This is a genomic window from Curtobacterium sp. MCBA15_012 (genome assembly GCF_001864935.2).
Classification (GTDB): domain Bacteria; phylum Actinomycetota; class Actinomycetes; order Actinomycetales; family Microbacteriaceae; genus Curtobacterium.
The window spans coordinates 2,391,554-2,409,411 of the sequence record NZ_CP126267.1; the positions used below are offsets into that span (position 1 = coordinate 2,391,554).

The 17,858-nt window shown below is 70.9% G+C and carries 16 protein-coding genes; 6 read left to right on the forward strand and 10 right to left on the reverse strand.

What is annotated here, in order from left to right; genetic code table 11:
• Window positions 1-31: 31 nt before the first annotated feature.
• The 10 genes from QOL15_RS10885 to QOL15_RS10930 all read right to left on the reverse strand — a co-directional run bounded on the left by QOL15_RS10885 (window position 32) and on the right by QOL15_RS10930 (window position 11,922).
• Entirely contained in the window at window positions 32-1,321 is a 1,290-nt protein-coding gene (locus QOL15_RS10885; protein WP_071248410.1) for a thymidine phosphorylase, read from the reverse strand.
• Window position 1,322: 1 nt separating this feature from the next.
• Window positions 1,323-1,733, reverse strand: a complete 411-nt coding sequence (locus tag QOL15_RS10890) for a cytidine deaminase (RefSeq protein ID WP_071248552.1) — start codon at window positions 1,731-1,733, stop codon at window positions 1,323-1,325.
• A gap of 136 nt (window positions 1,734-1,869) precedes the next feature.
• Complete coding sequence (locus QOL15_RS10895; RefSeq protein ID WP_065960604.1) at window positions 1,870-3,156, reverse strand: ABC transporter permease; 1,287 nt, start codon at window positions 3,154-3,156, stop codon at window positions 1,870-1,872.
• On the reverse strand, window positions 3,153-4,493 hold the full coding sequence (locus tag QOL15_RS10900; RefSeq protein WP_370692372.1) for an ABC transporter permease: 1,341 nt from the start codon (window positions 4,491-4,493) through the stop codon (window positions 3,153-3,155). The genes QOL15_RS10895 and QOL15_RS10900 overlap by 4 nt, the downstream gene beginning before the upstream one ends.
• A 49-nt stretch (window positions 4,494-4,542) precedes the next feature.
• The gene (locus QOL15_RS10905) at window positions 4,543-6,063 is read right to left on the reverse strand and encodes an ABC transporter ATP-binding protein (RefSeq protein WP_071248413.1); all 1,521 of its coding nucleotides are present in this window, start codon (window positions 6,061-6,063) and stop codon (window positions 4,543-4,545) included.
• A gap of 85 nt (window positions 6,064-6,148) precedes the next feature.
• Window positions 6,149-7,222 carry a BMP family protein gene (locus tag QOL15_RS10910; RefSeq protein WP_071248416.1) on the reverse strand — a complete coding sequence of 358 codons (1,074 nt, stop codon included), beginning with the start codon at window positions 7,220-7,222 and terminating at the stop codon, window positions 6,149-6,151.
• 282 nt (window positions 7,223-7,504) lie between these two features.
• Complete coding sequence (locus QOL15_RS10915) at window positions 7,505-7,915, reverse strand: hypothetical protein (protein ID WP_071248419.1); 411 nt, start codon at window positions 7,913-7,915, stop codon at window positions 7,505-7,507.
• A gap of 299 nt (window positions 7,916-8,214) precedes the next feature.
• Window positions 8,215-8,586, reverse strand: coding sequence for a hypothetical protein (locus QOL15_RS10920; protein WP_139197540.1), 372 nt, complete (start codon window positions 8,584-8,586; stop codon window positions 8,215-8,217).
• A gap of 181 nt (window positions 8,587-8,767) precedes the next feature.
• Window positions 8,768-10,702 carry an alpha/beta hydrolase gene (locus tag QOL15_RS10925; RefSeq protein ID WP_071248425.1) on the reverse strand — a complete coding sequence of 645 codons (1,935 nt, stop codon included), beginning with the start codon at window positions 10,700-10,702 and terminating at the stop codon, window positions 8,768-8,770.
• Between the two features lie 104 nt (window positions 10,703-10,806).
• Window positions 10,807-11,922 carry a mannose-1-phosphate guanylyltransferase gene (locus QOL15_RS10930; protein WP_071248428.1) on the reverse strand — a complete coding sequence of 372 codons (1,116 nt, stop codon included), beginning with the start codon at window positions 11,920-11,922 and terminating at the stop codon, window positions 10,807-10,809.
• 291 nt (window positions 11,923-12,213) lie between these two features.
• Between QOL15_RS10930 and QOL15_RS10935 the strand changes: the two genes are divergently transcribed.
• From QOL15_RS10935 to QOL15_RS10960, 6 genes are all read left to right on the forward strand, one after another.
• Window positions 12,214-13,452: a glycosyltransferase family 1 protein gene (locus QOL15_RS10935; RefSeq protein WP_071248558.1), complete on the forward strand. Its 1,239-nt coding sequence runs from the start codon at window positions 12,214-12,216 to the stop codon at window positions 13,450-13,452.
• Window positions 13,453-13,529: 77 nt separating this feature from the next.
• Window positions 13,530-13,979, forward strand: a complete 450-nt coding sequence (sdhC, locus tag QOL15_RS10940) for a succinate dehydrogenase, cytochrome b556 subunit (protein ID WP_083394065.1) — start codon at window positions 13,530-13,532, stop codon at window positions 13,977-13,979.
• 20 nt (window positions 13,980-13,999) lie between these two features.
• Window positions 14,000-14,446 (forward strand): succinate dehydrogenase, hydrophobic membrane anchor protein, encoded by a 447-nt coding sequence (sdhD, locus tag QOL15_RS10945; protein WP_065960378.1) that lies wholly within the window; start codon window positions 14,000-14,002, stop codon window positions 14,444-14,446.
• Between the two features lie 94 nt (window positions 14,447-14,540).
• Complete coding sequence (sdhA, locus tag QOL15_RS10950) at window positions 14,541-16,334, forward strand: succinate dehydrogenase flavoprotein subunit (protein ID WP_071248433.1); 1,794 nt, start codon at window positions 14,541-14,543, stop codon at window positions 16,332-16,334.
• A complete protein-coding gene (locus tag QOL15_RS10955; RefSeq protein ID WP_065960376.1) occupies window positions 16,334-17,107 on the forward strand; it encodes a succinate dehydrogenase iron-sulfur subunit in 774 nt (257 codons plus the stop codon). Before sdhA ends, QOL15_RS10955 begins: the two co-directional genes overlap by 1 nt.
• A 64-nt stretch (window positions 17,108-17,171) precedes the next feature.
• The gene (locus QOL15_RS10960; protein ID WP_065960375.1) at window positions 17,172-17,834 is read left to right on the forward strand and encodes a TNT domain-containing protein; all 663 of its coding nucleotides are present in this window, start codon (window positions 17,172-17,174) and stop codon (window positions 17,832-17,834) included.
• Window positions 17,835-17,858: the final 24 nt, after the last annotated feature.

The window sequence follows — 17,858 nt, forward strand, 5'->3', positions numbered from 1 at the left end:
CCCGACCGCGCGCGGTCGGCCCCCCACCCCCTCAGGAGGTGATGCGCTCCCGCACGATCGGCCCGCGCGGCTCCGCCGCGGCCCCGATCGCCCACGCGCCCTCGAGCGACCCGAGCGCCCGCTCGAACCGCTCCGGCTCGTCGGTGTGCAGCGTCCACAGCGGCTGCCCCGCCGTGACGGTGTCGCCGGGCTTCACGTGCAGCTCGATGCCCGCGCCCGCCTGCACGGGGTCCTGCGCCCGGGCCCGACCGGCGCCGAGACGCCAGGCGGCGATGCCGAACGGCAGCGCGTCCTGCTGGACGAGCACACCGGACTCGGTCGCGGTGACGACGTGCTGCTCGCGGGCGACCGGCAGGTCCGCCGCGGGGTCGCCGCCCTGCGCCGCGATCATCCGCCGCCAGGTGTCCATCGCCCGGCCGTCGGCCAGCGCGGCCGCCGGGTCGGCGTCCGGCAGACCGGCGAGCCGCAGCATCTCCGACGCCAGCTCGACGGTCAGCTCGACCACGTCGGCCGGGCCACCGCCCGCGAGCACCTCCACCGACTCGCGCACCTCGAGGGCGTTGCCGATGGTCAGGCCGAGCGGCACGCCCATGTCGGTGAGGAGCGCCGAGGTCGCCACCCCGGCGTCGTTCCCGAGGTCGACCATCGTCTGCGCGAGCTCCTTGGAGGCCTCGTAGGTCGGCATGAACGCGCCGGAACCGAACTTCACGTCGAGCACGAGCGCCCCGGTGCCCTCGGCGATCTTCTTCGACATGATGCTCGACGCGATGAGCGGGATGCACTCGACCGTCCCGGTGATGTCCCGGAGCGCGTAGAGCTTCTTGTCCGCCGGTGCCAGTCCGGAGCCCGCGGCGCAGATGACCGCCCCGACCTCGGCGAGGACCTGCATCATGCGGTCGTTCGAGATCGACGCCTGCCAGCCGGGCACCGACTCGAGCTTGTCGAGCGTCCCGCCGGTGTGCCCGAGCCCGCGGCCGGACAGCTGCGGGACCGCGACGCCGAACGACGCCACGAGCGGTGCGAGCGGCAGGGTGATCTTGTCCCCGACCCCACCGGTGGAGTGCTTGTCGACGGTCGTCTTGCCGAGCGAGCCGAACGACATCCGCTCCCCCGACGCGATCATCGCGAGCGTCAGGTCCTTGATCTCACGGCGCTCCATCCCGTTCAGGAAGATCGCCATCGCGAGGGCCGCCATCTGCGGGTCCTCGACGTAGCCGCGCGTGTAGGCGTCGACCAGCCAGTCGATCTCGGGCGTGCTGAGGGCGTCGCCGGAGCGCTTGGTGCGGATCAGGTCGACGGTGTCGAACGGCTCGACGGCCATGTCAGTGCTCTTCCTGGTAGGTGGCGAGGGTCCGCGGCCCGAAGGCGTCCGGCAGGACCTCGTCGATGGTGCGGATGCCGGAGACGGTCTCGAGGAGCATGCCCTCGGCCGAGTGCTCGAACAGCAGCTGCCGGCACCGCCCGCAGGGCATCAGGGTCGCGCCGTCGCCGTCCACGCAGGTGAACGCGACGAGCTTGCCGCCGCCGGTCATGTGCAGCTGGGACACGAGCGAGCACTCGGCGCACAGGGTGACCCCGTACGACGCGTTCTCGATGTTGCAGCCGGACACGACGCGCCCGTCGTCGGTGAGGGCCGCGGCCCCCACCGGGAACGACGAGTACGGCGCGTAGGCGCGCCCCATGGCGGCGGTCGCCGCCTCCCGCAGGACGGCCCAGTCGACGTCGACGGTCACGTCGACGTCGGTGCCGGGACCGGCCTGGAGGCTCGTGGCCGGGTCCGTCCAGGTCGGCTCGCCCGTCTCGGTGTCGGTGGCGACCCCGTCGCCACCCGCAGCGTGCGTGTCGGTCATGTGCGGCGCCTCCAGTCCGTCAGCTCTTGGTGTACGGCTTGCCGGCGGCCGCCGGTCCGCGCGACTGCCCGACCAGGCCGGCGACCGCGAAGATCGTGACGACGTAGGGCAGCATGAGCAGGAACTCGCTCGGGACGGGCGAGCCGACCGCGGCGAGCGTGTTCTGCAGGTTCGAGGCGAAGCCGAACAGCAGCGCCGCGAGCGTCGCGCGGATCGGGTCCCACCGGCCGAAGATCACGGCGGCGAGGGCGATGTAGCCCGCGCCCGCGGTCATGTCCTTCGTGAAGCCGCCCGCGGCGTCGAGCGTGAAGTACGCACCGCCGAGACCGGCGACCGCACCCGCGAGCGAGACGTTCCAGAACCGGGTGCGCGCGACGTTGATGCCGACCGTGTCGGCGGCCTGCGGGTGCTCGCCGACCGCGCGGAGGCGCAGGCCCCAGCGCGTCTTGAACAGACCGAAGGTGACCACCGCGACGGCGACGTACGCCAGGTAGACGACGACGGTCTGCTCGAAGAAGATCGGTCCGATCACCGGGATCTGGTGCAGGACCGGGATCTCGATGCGGGGGAACCGGATGCCGACGTTGAGCGTCTGCTGGTTCGGCGAGAGCACCTGCGAGTACAGGAAGCCGGTCAGACCCGAGATGAAGGCGTTGATGACGACACCGACGATGACCTGGTCGACGAGGTACTTGATGCTGAACGCCGCGAGGACGAACGACACGAGCACACCCGCGACGAGGGCGCCGACGAGCCCGACCCACGCGGAGCCGGTCAGCGAGGCGATCATCGCCGAGGTGAACGCGCCGGCGAGGAACTGGCCCTCGATGGCGATGTTCACGACGCCGACGCGCTCGGAGATCACGCCGCCGAGCGCGCCGAACACGAGCGGGACGCTGAGGCTCAGCGCGCCGACGAGCATGCCGGGGATCGTGATCGAGTCGCCCGCGACGGCCCAGCTGAGGAAGCCGACGACGAAGACGAGCGCGAACAGCGCGGTGACCCAGAGCGGGACGCGGCGCGACCCGCGGGTCTCGACGACGGCGTAGACCGTCGCGATCGCGAGCAGGACGATGACGACCACGCCGGTCGCGGCCGCCGGGAGCGGCACGTTCGGCAGCGCGAAGAAGTCACCGGACGTCGAGAGCCGGAAGGTGGCGGTGCCGGGACGGCGGGCGAAGCCGAAGAGCACGAGTGCGAGCAGCGTGAAGACGCCGTACGCGATCGGGGTCTTCCAGCTCCGGGTCGTCTCGACGGGACGGTCCGCGGGCAGGGCCGGGACGGCGGTGGGGCTCAGGGTGCTCATGCGGCGACCGCCTTCTTGCTGGTCTTCGTGCGGACGCGGCGACGCGCACCCGGCTGCGGGATCCGGAAGATCGCGCGGACGAGCGGCGGGGCGGCGATGAAGAGGACGATGAGGGCCTGGATGACGCCCACGATGTCGATCGGGATGCCGTTCGCGGCCTGCATGGCGTAGCCGCCGTTCTTCAGGACGCCGAACAGGATGGCGGCCCAGAACACGCCCCACGGCTTCGAGCGTCCGAGCAGCGCGACCGTGATCGCGTCGAACCCGATGCCCGCGTCGATGCCGGACGTGAAGCCCGAGGTCACGGCGCCCTGCACCTGGTACGCACCCGCGATGCCGACGAGCGCGCCGGAGATCACGAGCACCCAGATCGTCAGCGCGGGGACGCTCATGCCGGCCACGCGTGCGGCACGGGGGTTCTCACCGATCGTGCGGAAGCGGAAGCCGAGCGAGGACTTGTTGACGAGCCACCACACCACGACGACCGCGATGATCGCCACGATGAACCCGACGTTCACGCCGTAGCGCGGGCCGAACAGCGCCGGGAAGACCGCGCTCTCCTTCGTCGCGGGCGAGATCGGGTTCGCGCTGCCCGGGGCCTGCAGCAGGCCCGGGGTGCGCAGCATGAAGCTGACGAGGTAGAGCGCGACGTAGTTGAGCATGATCGTGACGACCACCTCGTTCGCGCCCGTCCGTGCCTTGAGCACGCCGACGATGCCGCCCCACACCGCACCGCCGACGATGCCGGCGAGGACGGTGAGCGGGATGTGCACGGCGGCGGGGCCGTCGAACGAGAAGCCGACCCAGCCGGCCGCCGCGGCGCCCATCAGGATCTGGCCCTGGCCGCCGATGTTGAACAGGCCCGCGCGGAAGGACAGCGCGATGCCGAGACCGGCCGCGACGAGCGGGACGGCGTAGTCGATCGACCGGGTGATCGGGATGACCGCCTGGGCGAACGACGGCGCACCGAAGTTGATGACGGAGCCCTGGAACAGCGAGGCGTACGCGCCGCCGACCGAGGTGCCGATCGCCTGCAGCGTGTCGGTCGGCCGGGCGAAGAAGTACCCGGCCGCCGCGCGGACGTTCTCGTCGGTCAGGGCGATGAGGACACCGCACGCGACGAGCGCGAGCACGACCGCCAGGACCGTGACGAGCACGGAGCCGTTCACGATCTGCTGCGCGGCTGCACGCCAGCGGTCGCCACCGGCGCGTCGCTCGGTGTCGTCCGCGGAGTCGGTCATCAGGTGCGGGGTGGCCTCGACGTCCTGCAGGCGGTCGTCGGTGGGGGTCTCGACCGGGGTCGCCGGCTGCTGCGTGTGGTCTGGCGTGTTGCTCACGCTGCCAGCTCCGTTCCTGCTGCGTTGGTGCTGTGGAGTTCTCCGGCCATCATGCGACCTGCTTCGTTCCTTCGGGGAGTTCCCCGGCCATCATGAGGCCGAGGACGTCGCGGGGGGTGTCCGCGGGGACGATGCCGACGATGCCGCCGCGGTACATGACCGCGATCCGGTCGGCGAGGGCCACGACCTCGTCGAGCTCCGTGGAGACGACGATGACGGGGACGCCGGTGTCGCGCGTGGCGACGATGCGCTTGTGCACGAACTCGATCGAGCCGACGTCGATGCCGCGGGTCGGCTGGGCGGCGACGAACAGGCGCAGCTCGCGGCTCAGTTCGCGTGCGAGGACGATCTTCTGCTGGTTGCCGCCGGAGAGCCGGCCGGCCGCGGTGGCGCGGGACGGCGTCCGGATGTCGAACTCGGCGATCTTCTCGTCGGCGAACGCGTCACGCTCGGCGGCTCGGATGGTGCCCGCGCGGACGAACTCGTCGTGGTCGGCACGGTCGAGCATGAGGTTCTCGGCGATGGTGAACTCGCCGACAAGCCCGTCCTCCTTGCGGTCCTCGGGGACGAAGCCCACCCCGGCGTCGAGCACCTGCTTGACGGTGCGGCCGGTGAGCTCCTTGCCGTCGAGCACGATCCGCCCGGCGTGCACGGGCTCGAGGCCGATGATCGCCTCGGTGAGCTCGGTCTGCCCGTTGCCCTGCACGCCCGCGATGGCGAGCACCTCGCCGCGGCGGACCGTGAAGGAGACGTCGTCGACGAGCACGACGCCGGACGGGTCGGTGACGGTGACGTGGTCGACGACGAGGGCGTCCTCGCCGCCGGAGGCCGGTGCCTTGTCGACCACGAGCGAGACCGCACGGCCGACCATGAGTGCTGCGAGCTCGTTGTTCGTCGCGGTGGGCGACGCCTCGCCCACGACGGCGCCGAGGCGGATGACCGTGATCCGGTCGGCGACCTCGCGCACCTCGCGCAGCTTGTGCGTGATGAAGACGATCGCGGTGCCGGCCTCGCGGAGCTGGCGCATGATGCCCATCAGCTCGTCGGTCTCCTGCGGCGTCAGCACTGCGGTGGGCTCGTCGAACACGAGCACCTTCGCGTCGCGGGACAGCGCCTTGATGATCTCGACGCGCTGCTGCACGCCGACCGGCAGGTCCTCGACGCGGGCGTCCGGGTCGACGTCGAAGCCGAAGCGGTCGCTGATCTCCCGGACGCGGGCGCGCGCACCGGCGAGGTCGAGGCGTCCGCCGAAGGAGGTCTGCTCCTGACCGAGCATGACGTTCTCGGCGACGGTGAAGACCGGCACGAGCATGAAGTGCTGGTGCACCATGCCGATGCCGGCGCGCATGGCGTCACCCGGTCCGTCGAAGTCCTGGACGACGTCGTCCAGGAGGATCTCGCCCTCGTCGGCCTGGTACAGGCCGTACAGGACGTTCATCAGGGTCGACTTGCCAGCACCGTTCTCGCCGAGGAGGCAGTGCACCTCACCCGGCTCGACGGTGAGCGAGATGTGGTCGTTGGCGACGAGGGGACCGAACCGCTTCGTGATGCCGCGGAGTTCGAGCTTCATGTTCGCAGAGTCTGTTTCTGTCGGTGCTTGTGCGGGGACACGTCGATGCGGGCGGAGGACTGGTCCCCCGCCCGCATCGGTCGTGTTACTTGACGGTCGCCTTGGTCTCGACCGTGATCGAGCCGTCGATGATGCCCGACTTGATCTTGTCCAGCTCACCCTGCAGACCCGAGTCGACCTTCGACTCGTAGTCGTGGAACGGCGCGATGCCGACGCCGTCGTTCTTCAGCGTGCCCACGTAGGGGGTGTTCGAGTACTTGCCGCCGGCGGCCTGCTCGACGACGTCCTTGACGGCGGGGCGCATGCCCTTCTCGACGGACGTGAACGCGATGTCCTTGTAGCGGGGGTCGGCCTCGTAGAGGTCGCTGTCCGCACCGATCAGCACCGACCCGTTGTTCGCGTCCTTGATCGCCTCGGCAGCCGACTGGTAGATCGGACCACCGACGGGCAGGATCACGTCGGCGTCCTGGTCGAGGAGCGTCTGCGCCACGGCCTTCGCCTGCGTGCCGGCGTCGAAGCCGCCGGTGAAGGAGCCCTTCTGGCTGTCGACGTCCCAGCCGACGACCTTGACGTCCTTCTTCTTCTGCTCGTTGAAGTACTTGACGCCGTCCGCGAAGCCGTCCATGAAGATGGTGACGGTCGGGATCTGCATGCCGCCGAAGGTGCCGACGACGCCGGACTTCGAGTACGACGCCGCCGCGTAGCCGGCCAGGAAGGCGGCCTGCGAGGTGTCGAACGTGATCGGCTTGACGTTCTTCGCGTCGATCGAGTTGTCGTCGATGATGGCGAAGTCGGTGTCGGGGTTCGCCGCGGCCTGCTTCTTCGTCGCGTCGGCGAGGTTGAAGCCGACGGTGACGATGAGGTTGCAGTTCTGGCCGACGAGCTGCTGGATGTTCGAGTCGTAGACGGTCGCGTCCTTCGACTCGGCCGACTTGTAGGTCGCGCCGAGGTCGGACGCGGCGTCCTTCATGCCCTCGAACCCGAGCTGGTTGAACGACTTGTCGTCGAAGCCACCGGCGTCGGAGACCATGCAGGGTCGGAAGTCGCTCTTCTTCGAGGACGCGGATTCGGACGGGGCGGCCGAGCAGCCGGCGAGGACTGCCATGGTGCCGGCGAGCGCGATGCCGCTGAGCACGACCTGACGGGTACGAGATGTCACGGGTTGGTTCCTCCGGGGAGCGGTGCCCGGACCACGTGCGTTCCGGGCGATCGTGGCGACAGTACACGACCGTCGGGCCGGTACAGAACGCCCCTGAGCGGGTGCTGGGATCAGTTACGGGATCGCGACCCCGCCGAAACGCGCCCGTAACGGGAGGGCACGGGCGGCCCCCACTCCGCGGGACACGAGGGCGATTTCGTGGTGGAGCGCTACACCCGCCCGTGCGGGTCGGCGATCGTGCACGGAAGCGTCACACGGCTGCCGTGTTCGTGGCGGCGAGGTTCACGGCTGCGGCGCATCGTCCGCGTCCCGTTCGGCCATGCGGTCGGCGTCGCCGGGGAAGCACAGCGAGACGGCCTGGACGGTGGTGTTGCCGGAGGGGGTGTACACGCTGATCGAGGAGATCTCCCCACCGCCACTGGCGAAGACCGCCGGTTCGTCGGCCGAGCCGCGCACGACGACGTCCATGCCCTGTCCGCGCCAGTACTCCGCTACACGCGCGCCGTCGGCGGCGGGGTCCCCGGTGCGGGTGCTCCCCGTCAGGTACCGCCACTGCGCGCCCTGCTCGCCGCTCGGGAGGGTGCAGTCCTCGGCGTAGTCCGGGCCGGTCCGGGCCTGCCAGTCGCCGCCGAGGAGCCCCGTGGCGTCGTCCACGGCGGCCACCATCTGCTGCTTCGCGGTGTCCGCGTCCACCGTGGGCGCCGATGCTCGTGTCCTCCTCGCATCCGGGTGCAGAAGCGCGCACCCGCCGAGGAGGCCGACGACCGCCACGGCTGCGAGACACCCACCGGTCGCGCGGCGCGTCCGTACCCGTACCGTGCCGACTTCCGCCGTGATCTCCCCCGCCAGCACTCCCCCGGTTCGTTCCGGCCCCCAGGGCCGGGACGACCGTACCCGTCCCCGTCCCCGTCCCCGTCCCCGTCCCCGTACCAGGTCAGCCGGGATCGACCCCTGATCCGGCATCCAGGACACCGCGATCGTCGGATCGCGAGTCATTCGTCCGCCTGCTGCTCCTCGATCTCGTCTGCGTTGCCGGCGAAACACGTCGAGAGCGCTTGGATGCTGTAGTTGTCGGGGAAGGCGAAGAACCGGATCGTCTCGACGCGATCGCCGCCGCGCGCGACCATCGCTGGCCCCTTGGTGTCGGCGAGTCGGTCCACGGTCATACCGGCGGACCTCCAGATGTCGGAGGCTGCAGCAGCATCCGCCTCCGCGTCACCGGACTCTGATCGAGCAACTCGGTACACCCACCGGGCGCCTTCTTCGTCGCTCGACAGCTGGCAGCTCTCGACGTAGTCGGGAGACGTCCGCGTTTCCCACTCGCCGCCGAGCGCGGCGGTCGTCTGATCGACGATGTCGATCATGGTGCGCTTCGCAGTGTCCGCGTCCATGGAAGACGTCCTTTCGGTCGGTCGGGGTGCACCACGCTGTTGCCCGGCACATCCGGCGGTTGCGACGACGAGTGCCAGGAGCACTGCCGTCGTCGCCATGGTGCGACAGGCAGAGTGTCGTGCGTTCATGTGCCTCCTCGTTCGTCGGACCGGGTCACTGAGACCGCGTCCCGGTGAGCAACTCGTCCTGACCTGTGGTGGCGAGTGCGACGTTGTGGAGTGACTCGGTACCACGGTCCAGGTAGCCCCGTTGGTCCTTGAACACCGGAGCGTGGTGCAAGACCGACGAGAGGGTCTGCCCCTCGCTTCCTGTCCCGCCGTCGGCGCCGAACAGGGTCGCTCCGAAACTCTGCGCGGTCGGGTCCACGTGATGGCCGAAGCTCTTCTCCCGGCCGAACGTTGCCCATTCGTCACCCTCCCCGGTATTGCCGGTGGGGCCGTCCTTCGCCTGAGCCGCGAAGACGTGGTCCGCGTGCAGCTGCTCCGCACCGTCGAGACCATCGGGTAGCCCAGCAGAACCGAGCGCGACGAATCGATCGATGTGGACACCCCGCTCGGCCAGGGCCACCGCGCCGGTGGTCGTGCCGTAGGAATGCGCCACCACGTTCGTCTCGACGTGATCAGTTCCACGGACGGCTGAGAACCCGCGAATCGAGTCGGCGAGCCGCTGGCCGCCCTTCTTCGCCTTGTCCATGAGGAGCACGTCCTCGGGCCCCGGTGTGGCGTAACCGACCCAGGCGACCACTGCTCGATCCGGAGCGCCTGCGACATCGGTCTGCTCGTCTGCGATGTTCTGAGCCGCCCTCGCCCACGTTGTCATGTCCGCTGTCGTGGTGTCCATCCCCGGGACAGCCCAGGTCACCGACTGTGCACGGTCGAGATCCCCGATCGAAACGGCAGCCAGCGGCGGGTGATGATCGGTGAGCGAGATGAGGAAGCGCTTGCCGTCGGAGCCCTTCTTCGTCAGCGCAGCGTTGATGTTCCGCAGGGCCTTGCGGTCCGCGTACAGCGCCGTGAGCTCCTGCGCCAACGCCCGTGAGCCGTCACCCGCTGACGCGACTGTCCCCTCCAGCTGCTCGATCTGGCGCTCGACCTCGACGAGTCGCTGGTTGAGCACGAGGGCGTTCGCCGTACTCCGCGCCCAGTACGGGACACCCTCGAGGTTCCCGACTCGTGCGAGCACGTCCGTCGGCAGTCCGTCGAACACGGCGGCGTCGGCCCTCGCCAGCCCGAGCGCGGCCCAGCGCTCCGCGATCTCCGCCGGCGTCAGGTCCGCCTGGAACAGCCGCTGGAGGGCTGGCGCGGCCTGGCCGGTCGCCGCGATGTCCAGAGCGACGTTCGACAGCGAGCCGCTGCCGCCGGCGGCCTCGAAGGCGTCGGCGATCCTGCCGATCCAGCTCCGGTCCTCGTCGTTCTCGCGCACGTAGCCCTCGAAGCCCGCCGGCATGCTCACGCGATCGACCGTGACCCAGGCACAGGTGGACCGGAAGGACGACCACGCCGATCGCACGCGCTCGGACTCGGCCGACGCGGCGGAGTCCAGTCCGGAGGCCGTCGTGACGAAGGCGCGGAGCGCGCTCGGGTCGGCAGAGCTCCGACCACGACTCGCTCCGTCTCCGTAACGCGCACGCTCGCGACCACGGAATTCGGCGTCGACCTCCGGCCTCGGTTCGGGTTCGGTCGACGGCTCGGGGTCGGTGAAGCTCTCCCAGGCGTCGACGACCGATCGCCCCGCGGCACCGGCGAAGGCCTCGGCCCCGGATGCCGCCCGCTTCCGGTCGGCATCACGTGCCTTCCACTCGGCGTGGTCACGCAGCCGCTGCCGTTCACGCTCAGCAGCATCGACGGCGGCGTCGATCTGGTCGGCGAGGTCGACCAGCACCCCCGCCAACCGTGCTCGGTCCTCGGCCTCGATCGCCGCGGCGCTCCCGAACCGCTCGGCGTATGCGCCCTCGAAGTCATCGAGTGCCCCTCCGACCGCCCCGGAGCGAGGGCCAGCCTGCCCGCGGAGCGTCTCGGCCGCCCGACGCGCCACCCGCGCCGCCGACCTCGCCTCGTGCACGTCGAACGCGATGTCCCCCACGATCACTCCCCCGCATCGTTCCCCTCGGCTGACACATTACCGGACGCGGCGACGCGCGGCACCCATCGACCGGAGGCGTGAGAAACGACGGCACCGACCGGTGCTGCCGCTCAGAGCACGTCGCCCCGACCGCTGAGCTTCAGCGCGTCGACGACGCCCTTGACGCGCTGCGCGTGCTCGCTCGTCGTGACGAGCAGGGCGTCGGGGGTGTCCACGACGACGATGTCGTCCACACCGATGAGCGAGATGAGCCGCTGGCTGTGCGCGACGACGATGCCGCTCGACGAGTCGGCCAGGATCCGGGCCCCGTCACCGAGCACGGCGAGGTTGTTCGCCCGTCCACCGGACTGCAGCTTCGCGAGCGAGGCGAAGTCGCCGACGTCGTCCCAGTCGAAGTCACCGGGGACGACGGCCATCCGACCGGCGGCCGCGGCGGGCTCGGCGACGGTGTAGTCGATCGCGATCTTCTCGAGGGCGGGCCACACCGCGTCGACGACCGCACCGCGCGACGAGGTGTCCCACGCGGCGGCGAGCTCCTCGATGCCGGCGAGGAGCTCGGGCTTCGTCCGGCCGAGCTCGGCGAGGAGGACGTCGGCGCGCGCGATGAACATGCCCGCGTTCCAGAGGTAGTTGCCCTCCTCCAGGTAGCCGCGTGCCGTGTCGAGGTCGGGCTTCTCGACGAAGGAGCGCACGCCGTGCACCGTGGTGGCGCCGTCGACGTCGAGGGTCCCCTCGGTCGCGTGGATGTACCCGAAGCCGACCGCGGGCTCGGTCGGGGTGATCCCGATCGTGGTGACGTACCCGGCGCGGGCTGCGGCGACGGCCTCGCGGACCGAGCGACGGAAGCCGCGTGCGTCGCCGATGACGTGGTCGGCGGCGAACGAGCCGATGACGACGTCCGGCTCGCGACGGTGCAGGATCGCCGCTGCCAGGCCGATCGCGGCGGTGGAGTCCTTGGGCTCGCTCTCGAGCACGACGTTGTGGTCGGCGACCCCGGGCAGCTGCGCCTCGACCGCGGCGCGGTGCGCGCGCCCGGTGACGACCATGATCCGCTGGTCTCCGGCGAGCGGGGCGAGCCGGTCCCACGTCTGCCGCAGCAGCGACGTGCCCGACCCGGTCAGGTCGTGCAGGAACTTGGGCGCGTCGGCGCGCGACAACGGCCACAGCCGGGAGCCGATGCCGCCAGCGGGGATGATCGCGTAGAAGTCCTCGAGTTCGTGTTCCACCCGCCCACCGTACCGGTGTCACCGGGCACCCACCGGATGCTTCCCGCACGCTCCGTGCGGGAGACCGCACCACCCGCCACCGCCTCCGCCTCCGCGCGCCACCGGCGCCCAACGAGCCACCGCGCCACCGCGCCACCGCGCGCCACCGGCGTCCACCGCACCACCTGCCCGACCGCGCCCCGCCCACCGGGACCGCACCGCGCCTCCCGGCCGCTGTTCACCACCTGCCTGCCGTGCGTTCACGCGCTCCGCCCCGCCCGGTCACGGACGCGCCGCAGCATGGGCCGTGCCATGAACGCACGCAGCGTGGAGCGCGACACGGTCCAGCGGACCGTCGCCGTCGTGACCGAGAGCTTCCTGCCCACCCTCAACGGCGTGACCACCAGCGTCCTCGCGGTCCTCGACCACCTGGAACGCCGCGGACACCGCGCGGTCGTCATCGCGCCGGACACCCCCGGACTCGCGCAGTTCCGCTCGAGGACGCAGGTCGAGCGGTACCGCTCCTTCGACGTGCACCGCGTCCCGGCGGTGGCGTACCGCCAGTTCCCGGTCGCCCTCCCCCACCCGGTGCTCGACACGATCCTCGCCGCCTCCGGCGCCGACGTGCTCCACGCCGCGAGTCCGTTCCTGTTGGGTGGGCGCGCCATCACGGCGGCCGGGAGGCTCGGCATCCCCTCCGTCGCCGTCTTCCAGACCGACGTGGCCGGGTTCGCCCGCCGCAACGGCCTGACCGCGACCGTCCCGCTGGTGCGCAGGATCCTCGGCCGCATCCACGCCGGGGCCTCGCTGACGCTCGCCCCGTCGAGCGCGACCGCGGCGATGCTCGCCGAGGACGGCGTGCCGCGGGTCGCGCGGTGGGGCCGCGGCGTCGACACGACGCTGTTCCACCCGGACCGCCGCCGGTCGGACGCCGTGCGGGCGGCGCGACGCCGCATCGCCCCGGGCGGCGAGACGATCGTCGGCTACGTCGGGCGGCTCGCGCCGGAGAAGGAGGTCGAGCGGCTCGCCGAGCTCGGCGGGGTGCCCGGCTCCCGGGTGGTCGTCGCGGGCGGCGGGCCCTCGCGCGCGTCCCTCGAGCGGCGGCTCCGGCACCTCGACGTCACGTTCACGGGGCCGCTCCGCGGGGAGGCGCTGGCCGACGCGTACGCGATGCTCGACGTGTTCGTGCACACCGGTCCGGCGGAGACGTTCGGCCAGACCCTGCAGGAGGCGCACGCGACCGGGCTCCCGGTGGTGGCCCCGGCTGCGGGCGGCCCGCTCGACCTCGTGGCGCCCGGGCTCGACGGGGAGCTCTACGACCCGGACGTCCCGCAGGCGCTCCGACGCGCCGTGCTCGGGCTCGTGGGCGACCCCGCGACCGCCGCGCGGATGGGCTCGGCCGGACGCCTCCGCGTCGAGGGCACGACCTGGGAGGCGGTCGGCGACCAGCTCCTCGCGCACCACGACAGCGCCCGCACGATCGGCGCGGCGCCCGCGGTCTCGCGCACCGCGCGGGCCGGGTGGGACGAGAAGGTCAGCGCACGCGCATAGGATGGGTCGTGTTCCACACGAACACGAACGGCAAGGGCTCGCCGATCGCCGAGCCCGTCCTATGGGAGGACTTGCTCATGGCCGAGCAGACCGCGAGCGGGACGGCGACCGCCGAACCGCGGGTGACGATCGAGGCGCCTCGCGCATCTCGGAAGCTCGAAGGAACGCTGTACCGCGGGTCCACGGGGATGTGGTCGTGGGTGCTCCACCGGATCACCGGTGTCGCGATCTACTTCTTCCTGCTCGTGCACATCCTCGACACCGCACTGGTGCGCCTGTCGCCCGAGGCCTACAACGCGGTCATCGGCACGTACAAGACGCCGATCATGAACATCGGTGAGATCGCCCTCGTCATGGCGATCGTCTTCCACGCCCTCAACGGTCTCCGGATCATCGCGGTCGACTTCTGGTCGAAGGGCCCGAAGTACCAGCGCACCATGTTCTGGGTCGTCCTGGTCGTGTGGGCGATCCTCATCGCGGGCTTCCTCCCGCGCCAGCTCATGAACCTCGTCGCGGACTTCCAGTAGGCGAAGGGACGGACCAGAAGATGACCACGCAGACCGTCGAGCCACCGCGCTCCGCCGCCGCAGCACGCCGCACCACCAACTGGGAGAAGTGGGGGTGGATCTACATGCGCGCGTCGGGTGTCTTGCTCGTCGTGCTCATCTTCGGCCACCTCTTCGTGAACATGGTCGCGGGCGAGGGCGTCAAGCAGATCGACTTCGCCTTCGTCGCCGGCAAGTGGGCGAGCCCGTTCTGGCAGGTGTGGGATTCCCTGATGCTCGTCCTGGCGCTCGTCCACGGCTCGAACGGCATGCGGACGATCATCAACGACTACGTCGCCAAGCCGGGCATCCGGAAGACCCTCCTGCTCGCGGTCGCCATCGCCTGCGTCGCGCTGGTCGTCCTCGGCCTGCTCGTCTGCTGGACGTTCGACCCGTGCCCCGCGGGCGCCGCCGCAGCGGACCTGCCCTCGTTCTGCCCCGCGCAGTAGCCCTCCCGCCGCGGCCCGACGCAGCACGTCCCACGAGCACGAACGCCGCGCGACGCACCCCGACGCGCGACATCTCCACCCCGGAAAGGCCCCAGTGACCGAGACCACCGTTCACCACCACCAGCACGACATCGTCATCATCGGCGCGGGCGGCGCGGGCATGCGTGCCGCGATCGAGGCGGGCCCGAGGGCGAAGACGGCCGTCATCTCGAAGCTGTACCCGACCCGGTCCCACACCGGTGCGGCGCAGGGCGGCATGGCCGCGGCGCTGGCCAACGTGGAAGAGGACTCGTGGGAGTGGCACACCTTCGACACGGTCAAGGGCGGCGACTACCTCGTCGACCAGGACGCCGCCGAGATCCTGGCGAAGGAGGCGATCGACGCCGTCATCGACCTCGAGAACATGGGCCTGCCGTTCAACCGCACGCCCGAGGGCAAGATCGACCAGCGCCGTTTCGGCGGCCACACCCGCGACCACGGCAAGGCCCCGGTCCGCCGGGCCTGCTACGCCGCTGACCGCACCGGCCACATGATCCTGCAGACGCTGTTCCAGAACTGCGTGAAGCTCGGCGTCGAGTTCCACAACGAGTTCTACGCGCTCGACCTCGTCATGGTCGAGGTCACTGGCGACGACGGCGTCACCCGCGAGCAGCCGGCCGGCGTCGTGGCGTACGAACTCGCGACCGGTGAACTGCACGTGTTCCACGCCAAGGCCGTCGTCTTCGCGACCGGCGGCTTCGGCAAGATGTACAAGACGACCTCGAACGCGCACACGCTGACCGGCGACGGCGTCGGCATCGTCTGGCGCAAGGGCCTGCCGCTCGAGGACATGGAGTTCTTCCAGTTCCACCCGACCGGCCTGGCCGGCCTCGGCATCCTCCTCACCGAGGGTGCCCGTGGCGAGGGCGCCATCCTCCGCAACGCCTCGGGCGAGCGCTTCATGGAGCGCTACGCCCCGACCATCAAGGACCTCGCGCCGCGCGACATCGTGGCGCGCTGCATGGTCCAGGAGGTCGCCGAGGGCCGCGGCGCCGGACCGAACAAGGACTACGTGCTGCTCGACTGCACGCACCTCGGTGCCGAGGTGCTCGAGACGAAGCTGCCGGACATCACCGAGTTCGCGCGGACGTACCTCGGTGTCGACCCGGTGGTCGAGCCGGTGCCCGTGATGCCGACCGCCCACTACGCGATGGGCGGCATCCCGACCAACACCAACGCCGAGGTCCTGTACGACAACACGACCGTCGTGCCCGGCCTGTACGCCGCCGGCGAGTGCGCGTGCGTCTCGGTGCACGGCTCGAACCGTCTCGGCACGAACTCGCTGCTCGACATCAACGTGTTCGGCAAGCGCTCCGGCAACAACGCCGCCGCCTACGTGCAGACCGCCGACTTCCTCCCCCTCCCCGAGGACCCGGCCGCCGGCGTCCGCGACATGCTCGACCAGCTCCGTGCCTCGACCGGCACCGAGCGCATCGCCGTCCTGCGCAAGGAACTGCAGGAGGAGATGGACAAGAACGCCCAGGTGTTCCGCACCGACGAGTCGCTCGGCAAGATGACCGAGACGATCCACACCCTGCGCGAGCGCTTCCGCAACGTCGCCGTCCAGGACAAGGGCAAGCGCTTCAACACCGACCTGCTCGAGGCCGTCGAGCTCGGCTTCCTGCTCGACCTCGCCGAGGTCGTCGTGTTCTCCGCCCGGAACCGCAAGGAGAGCCGCGGGGGCCACATGCGCGACGACTTCCCGAAGCGCGACGACGAGAACTACATGCAGCACACCATGGCGTACCTGACGGGCGACCCGCACTCGTCCCTCGCCGACGACCACATCACGCTCGACTGGAAGCCCGTCGTCATGACGCGCTACGAGCCGATGGAGAGGAAGTACTGATGACCGACACCCTGGTCTCCGACGCGCCCCGCACCGACACCGTGCAGGACGCCCCTCCCGGATCGTTCCCCGTCACGGTCATCGTGCGGCGGTTCGACCCGGACGTCGACGACGAGCCGCGCTGGCAGGACTTCGACGTCATGATGCTCCCGACGGACCGCATCCTCGACGCGCTGCACAAGATCAAGTGGGAGCAGGACGGGTCGCTGACCTTCCGCCGCTCCTGCGCGCACGGCGTGTGCGGTTCGGACGCCATGCGCATCAACGGCCGCAACCGCCTGGCGTGCAAGACGCTGATCAAGGACCTCGACGTGTCGAAGCCGATCTACGTCGAGGCGATCAAGGGCCTGCCGCTCGAGAAGGACCTGGTCGTGGACATGGAGCCGTTCTTCCAGTCCTTCCGCGAGGTCCAGCCGTTCCTGCAGGCGAACAGCAAGCCGGAGAAGGGCAAGGAGCGCGTGCAGTCCGTCGCCGACCGCGCCCGCTTCGACGACACCACCAAGTGCATCCTCTGCGCCGCGTGCACCTCGTCGTGCCCGGTGTTCTGGACCGACGGCCAGTACTTCGGGCCGGCCGCGATCGTGAACGCGCACCGCTTCATCTTCGACTCGCGCGACGACGCCGCGAACGTCCGCCTCGACATCCTCAACGACAAGGAGGGCGTGTGGCGCTGCCGCACGACCTTCAACTGCACCGACGCCTGCCCCCGTGGCATCCAGGTGACGAAGGCGATCTCCGAGGTCAAGCAGGCGATCATGCGTGGCGGCGCGTGACCGTGGCAGCGCACGCGGCACGGTCTCGGCGGACGGCCGGGACCCGACCGGTAGGCTCGCGCGCATGACGTTCGCGGAGACCCGCCCCATCCTCGACCAGCTCGGCTACACCGTGCGCTACGTGCAGCTCCCCGGTGAGCAACTGCACGAGCCGCCGGTGGAGGGCGCGCTGCGGATCACCCCGGCGCAGGACGACGCGGGGGCCGCGGGGTCCGGCGACTTCGCGCTCGAGGTCGTGGACTACGGCACCGCCCGACGCCTCGCGACCGCGCGGGGAGAGGCCGACGCGGTCGAGATGCTGCGTCGCTTCCTGAACCGGCCGTTCCCCGCACCGCGGGACATCCCCCGGCACGAGCTCGACGGCCTCCGCGACCGCGCGGCGACGACCTACCCGCAGCTCGCGCAGCAGGTCGCCCAGGCCGGCGACGAGGGCCTCCGCATCCAGGTGCCGGCCGGCGTCCCGGTCGACCGCGTGGGCGGCCCGGACGGGTACCTCCTGCACCCGCTCGACACCCCGCTCCCCCAGCGTTCCCTGCCGCCGCACGTCGCGGCGGCGCCCGAGGTGCACCGCTACGTCGTCGAGCGGCCCTTCCTGGTCGAGGTGCGCTTCGTGCAGCCCTGGTTCGACCAGCCGGGAGGCGCGCTCCGGTTCGCGACGGCGGACCCGTCGGTCACGGTGCGCGACCTGGTCGTGGACGGCTCCCTGGTCCGGCTGCGGGTGGTCTGACCGCCCGACGTCCCACCGCACCAC

What these genes read in the sequence shown, in the direction of transcription:
- sdhD (WP_065960378.1), top strand. Translation starts at nt 14,000, where the DNA reads ATGACCACGCAGACCGTCGAGCCACCGCGCTCCGCCGCCGCAGCACGC.
- QOL15_RS10935 (WP_071248558.1), top strand. Translation starts at nt 12,214, where the DNA reads ATGAACGCACGCAGCGTGGAGCGCGACACGGTCCAGCGGACCGTCGCC.
- sdhC (WP_083394065.1), top strand. Translation starts at nt 13,530, where the DNA reads ATGGCCGAGCAGACCGCGAGCGGGACGGCGACCGCCGAACCGCGGGTG.
- QOL15_RS10905 (WP_071248413.1), bottom strand. Translation starts at nt 6,063, where the DNA reads ATGAAGCTCGAACTCCGCGGCATCACGAAGCGGTTCGGTCCCCTCGTC.
- QOL15_RS10955 (WP_065960376.1), top strand. Translation starts at nt 16,334, where the DNA reads ATGACCGACACCCTGGTCTCCGACGCGCCCCGCACCGACACCGTGCAG.
- QOL15_RS10895 (WP_065960604.1), bottom strand. Translation starts at nt 3,156, where the DNA reads ATGAGCACCCTGAGCCCCACCGCCGTCCCGGCCCTGCCCGCGGACCGT.
- QOL15_RS10960 (WP_065960375.1), top strand. Translation starts at nt 17,172, where the DNA reads ATGACGTTCGCGGAGACCCGCCCCATCCTCGACCAGCTCGGCTACACC.
- QOL15_RS10885 (WP_071248410.1), bottom strand. Translation starts at nt 1,321, where the DNA reads ATGGCCGTCGAGCCGTTCGACACCGTCGACCTGATCCGCACCAAGCGC.
- QOL15_RS10920 (WP_139197540.1), bottom strand. Translation starts at nt 8,586, where the DNA reads ATGATCGACATCGTCGATCAGACGACCGCCGCGCTCGGCGGCGAGTGG.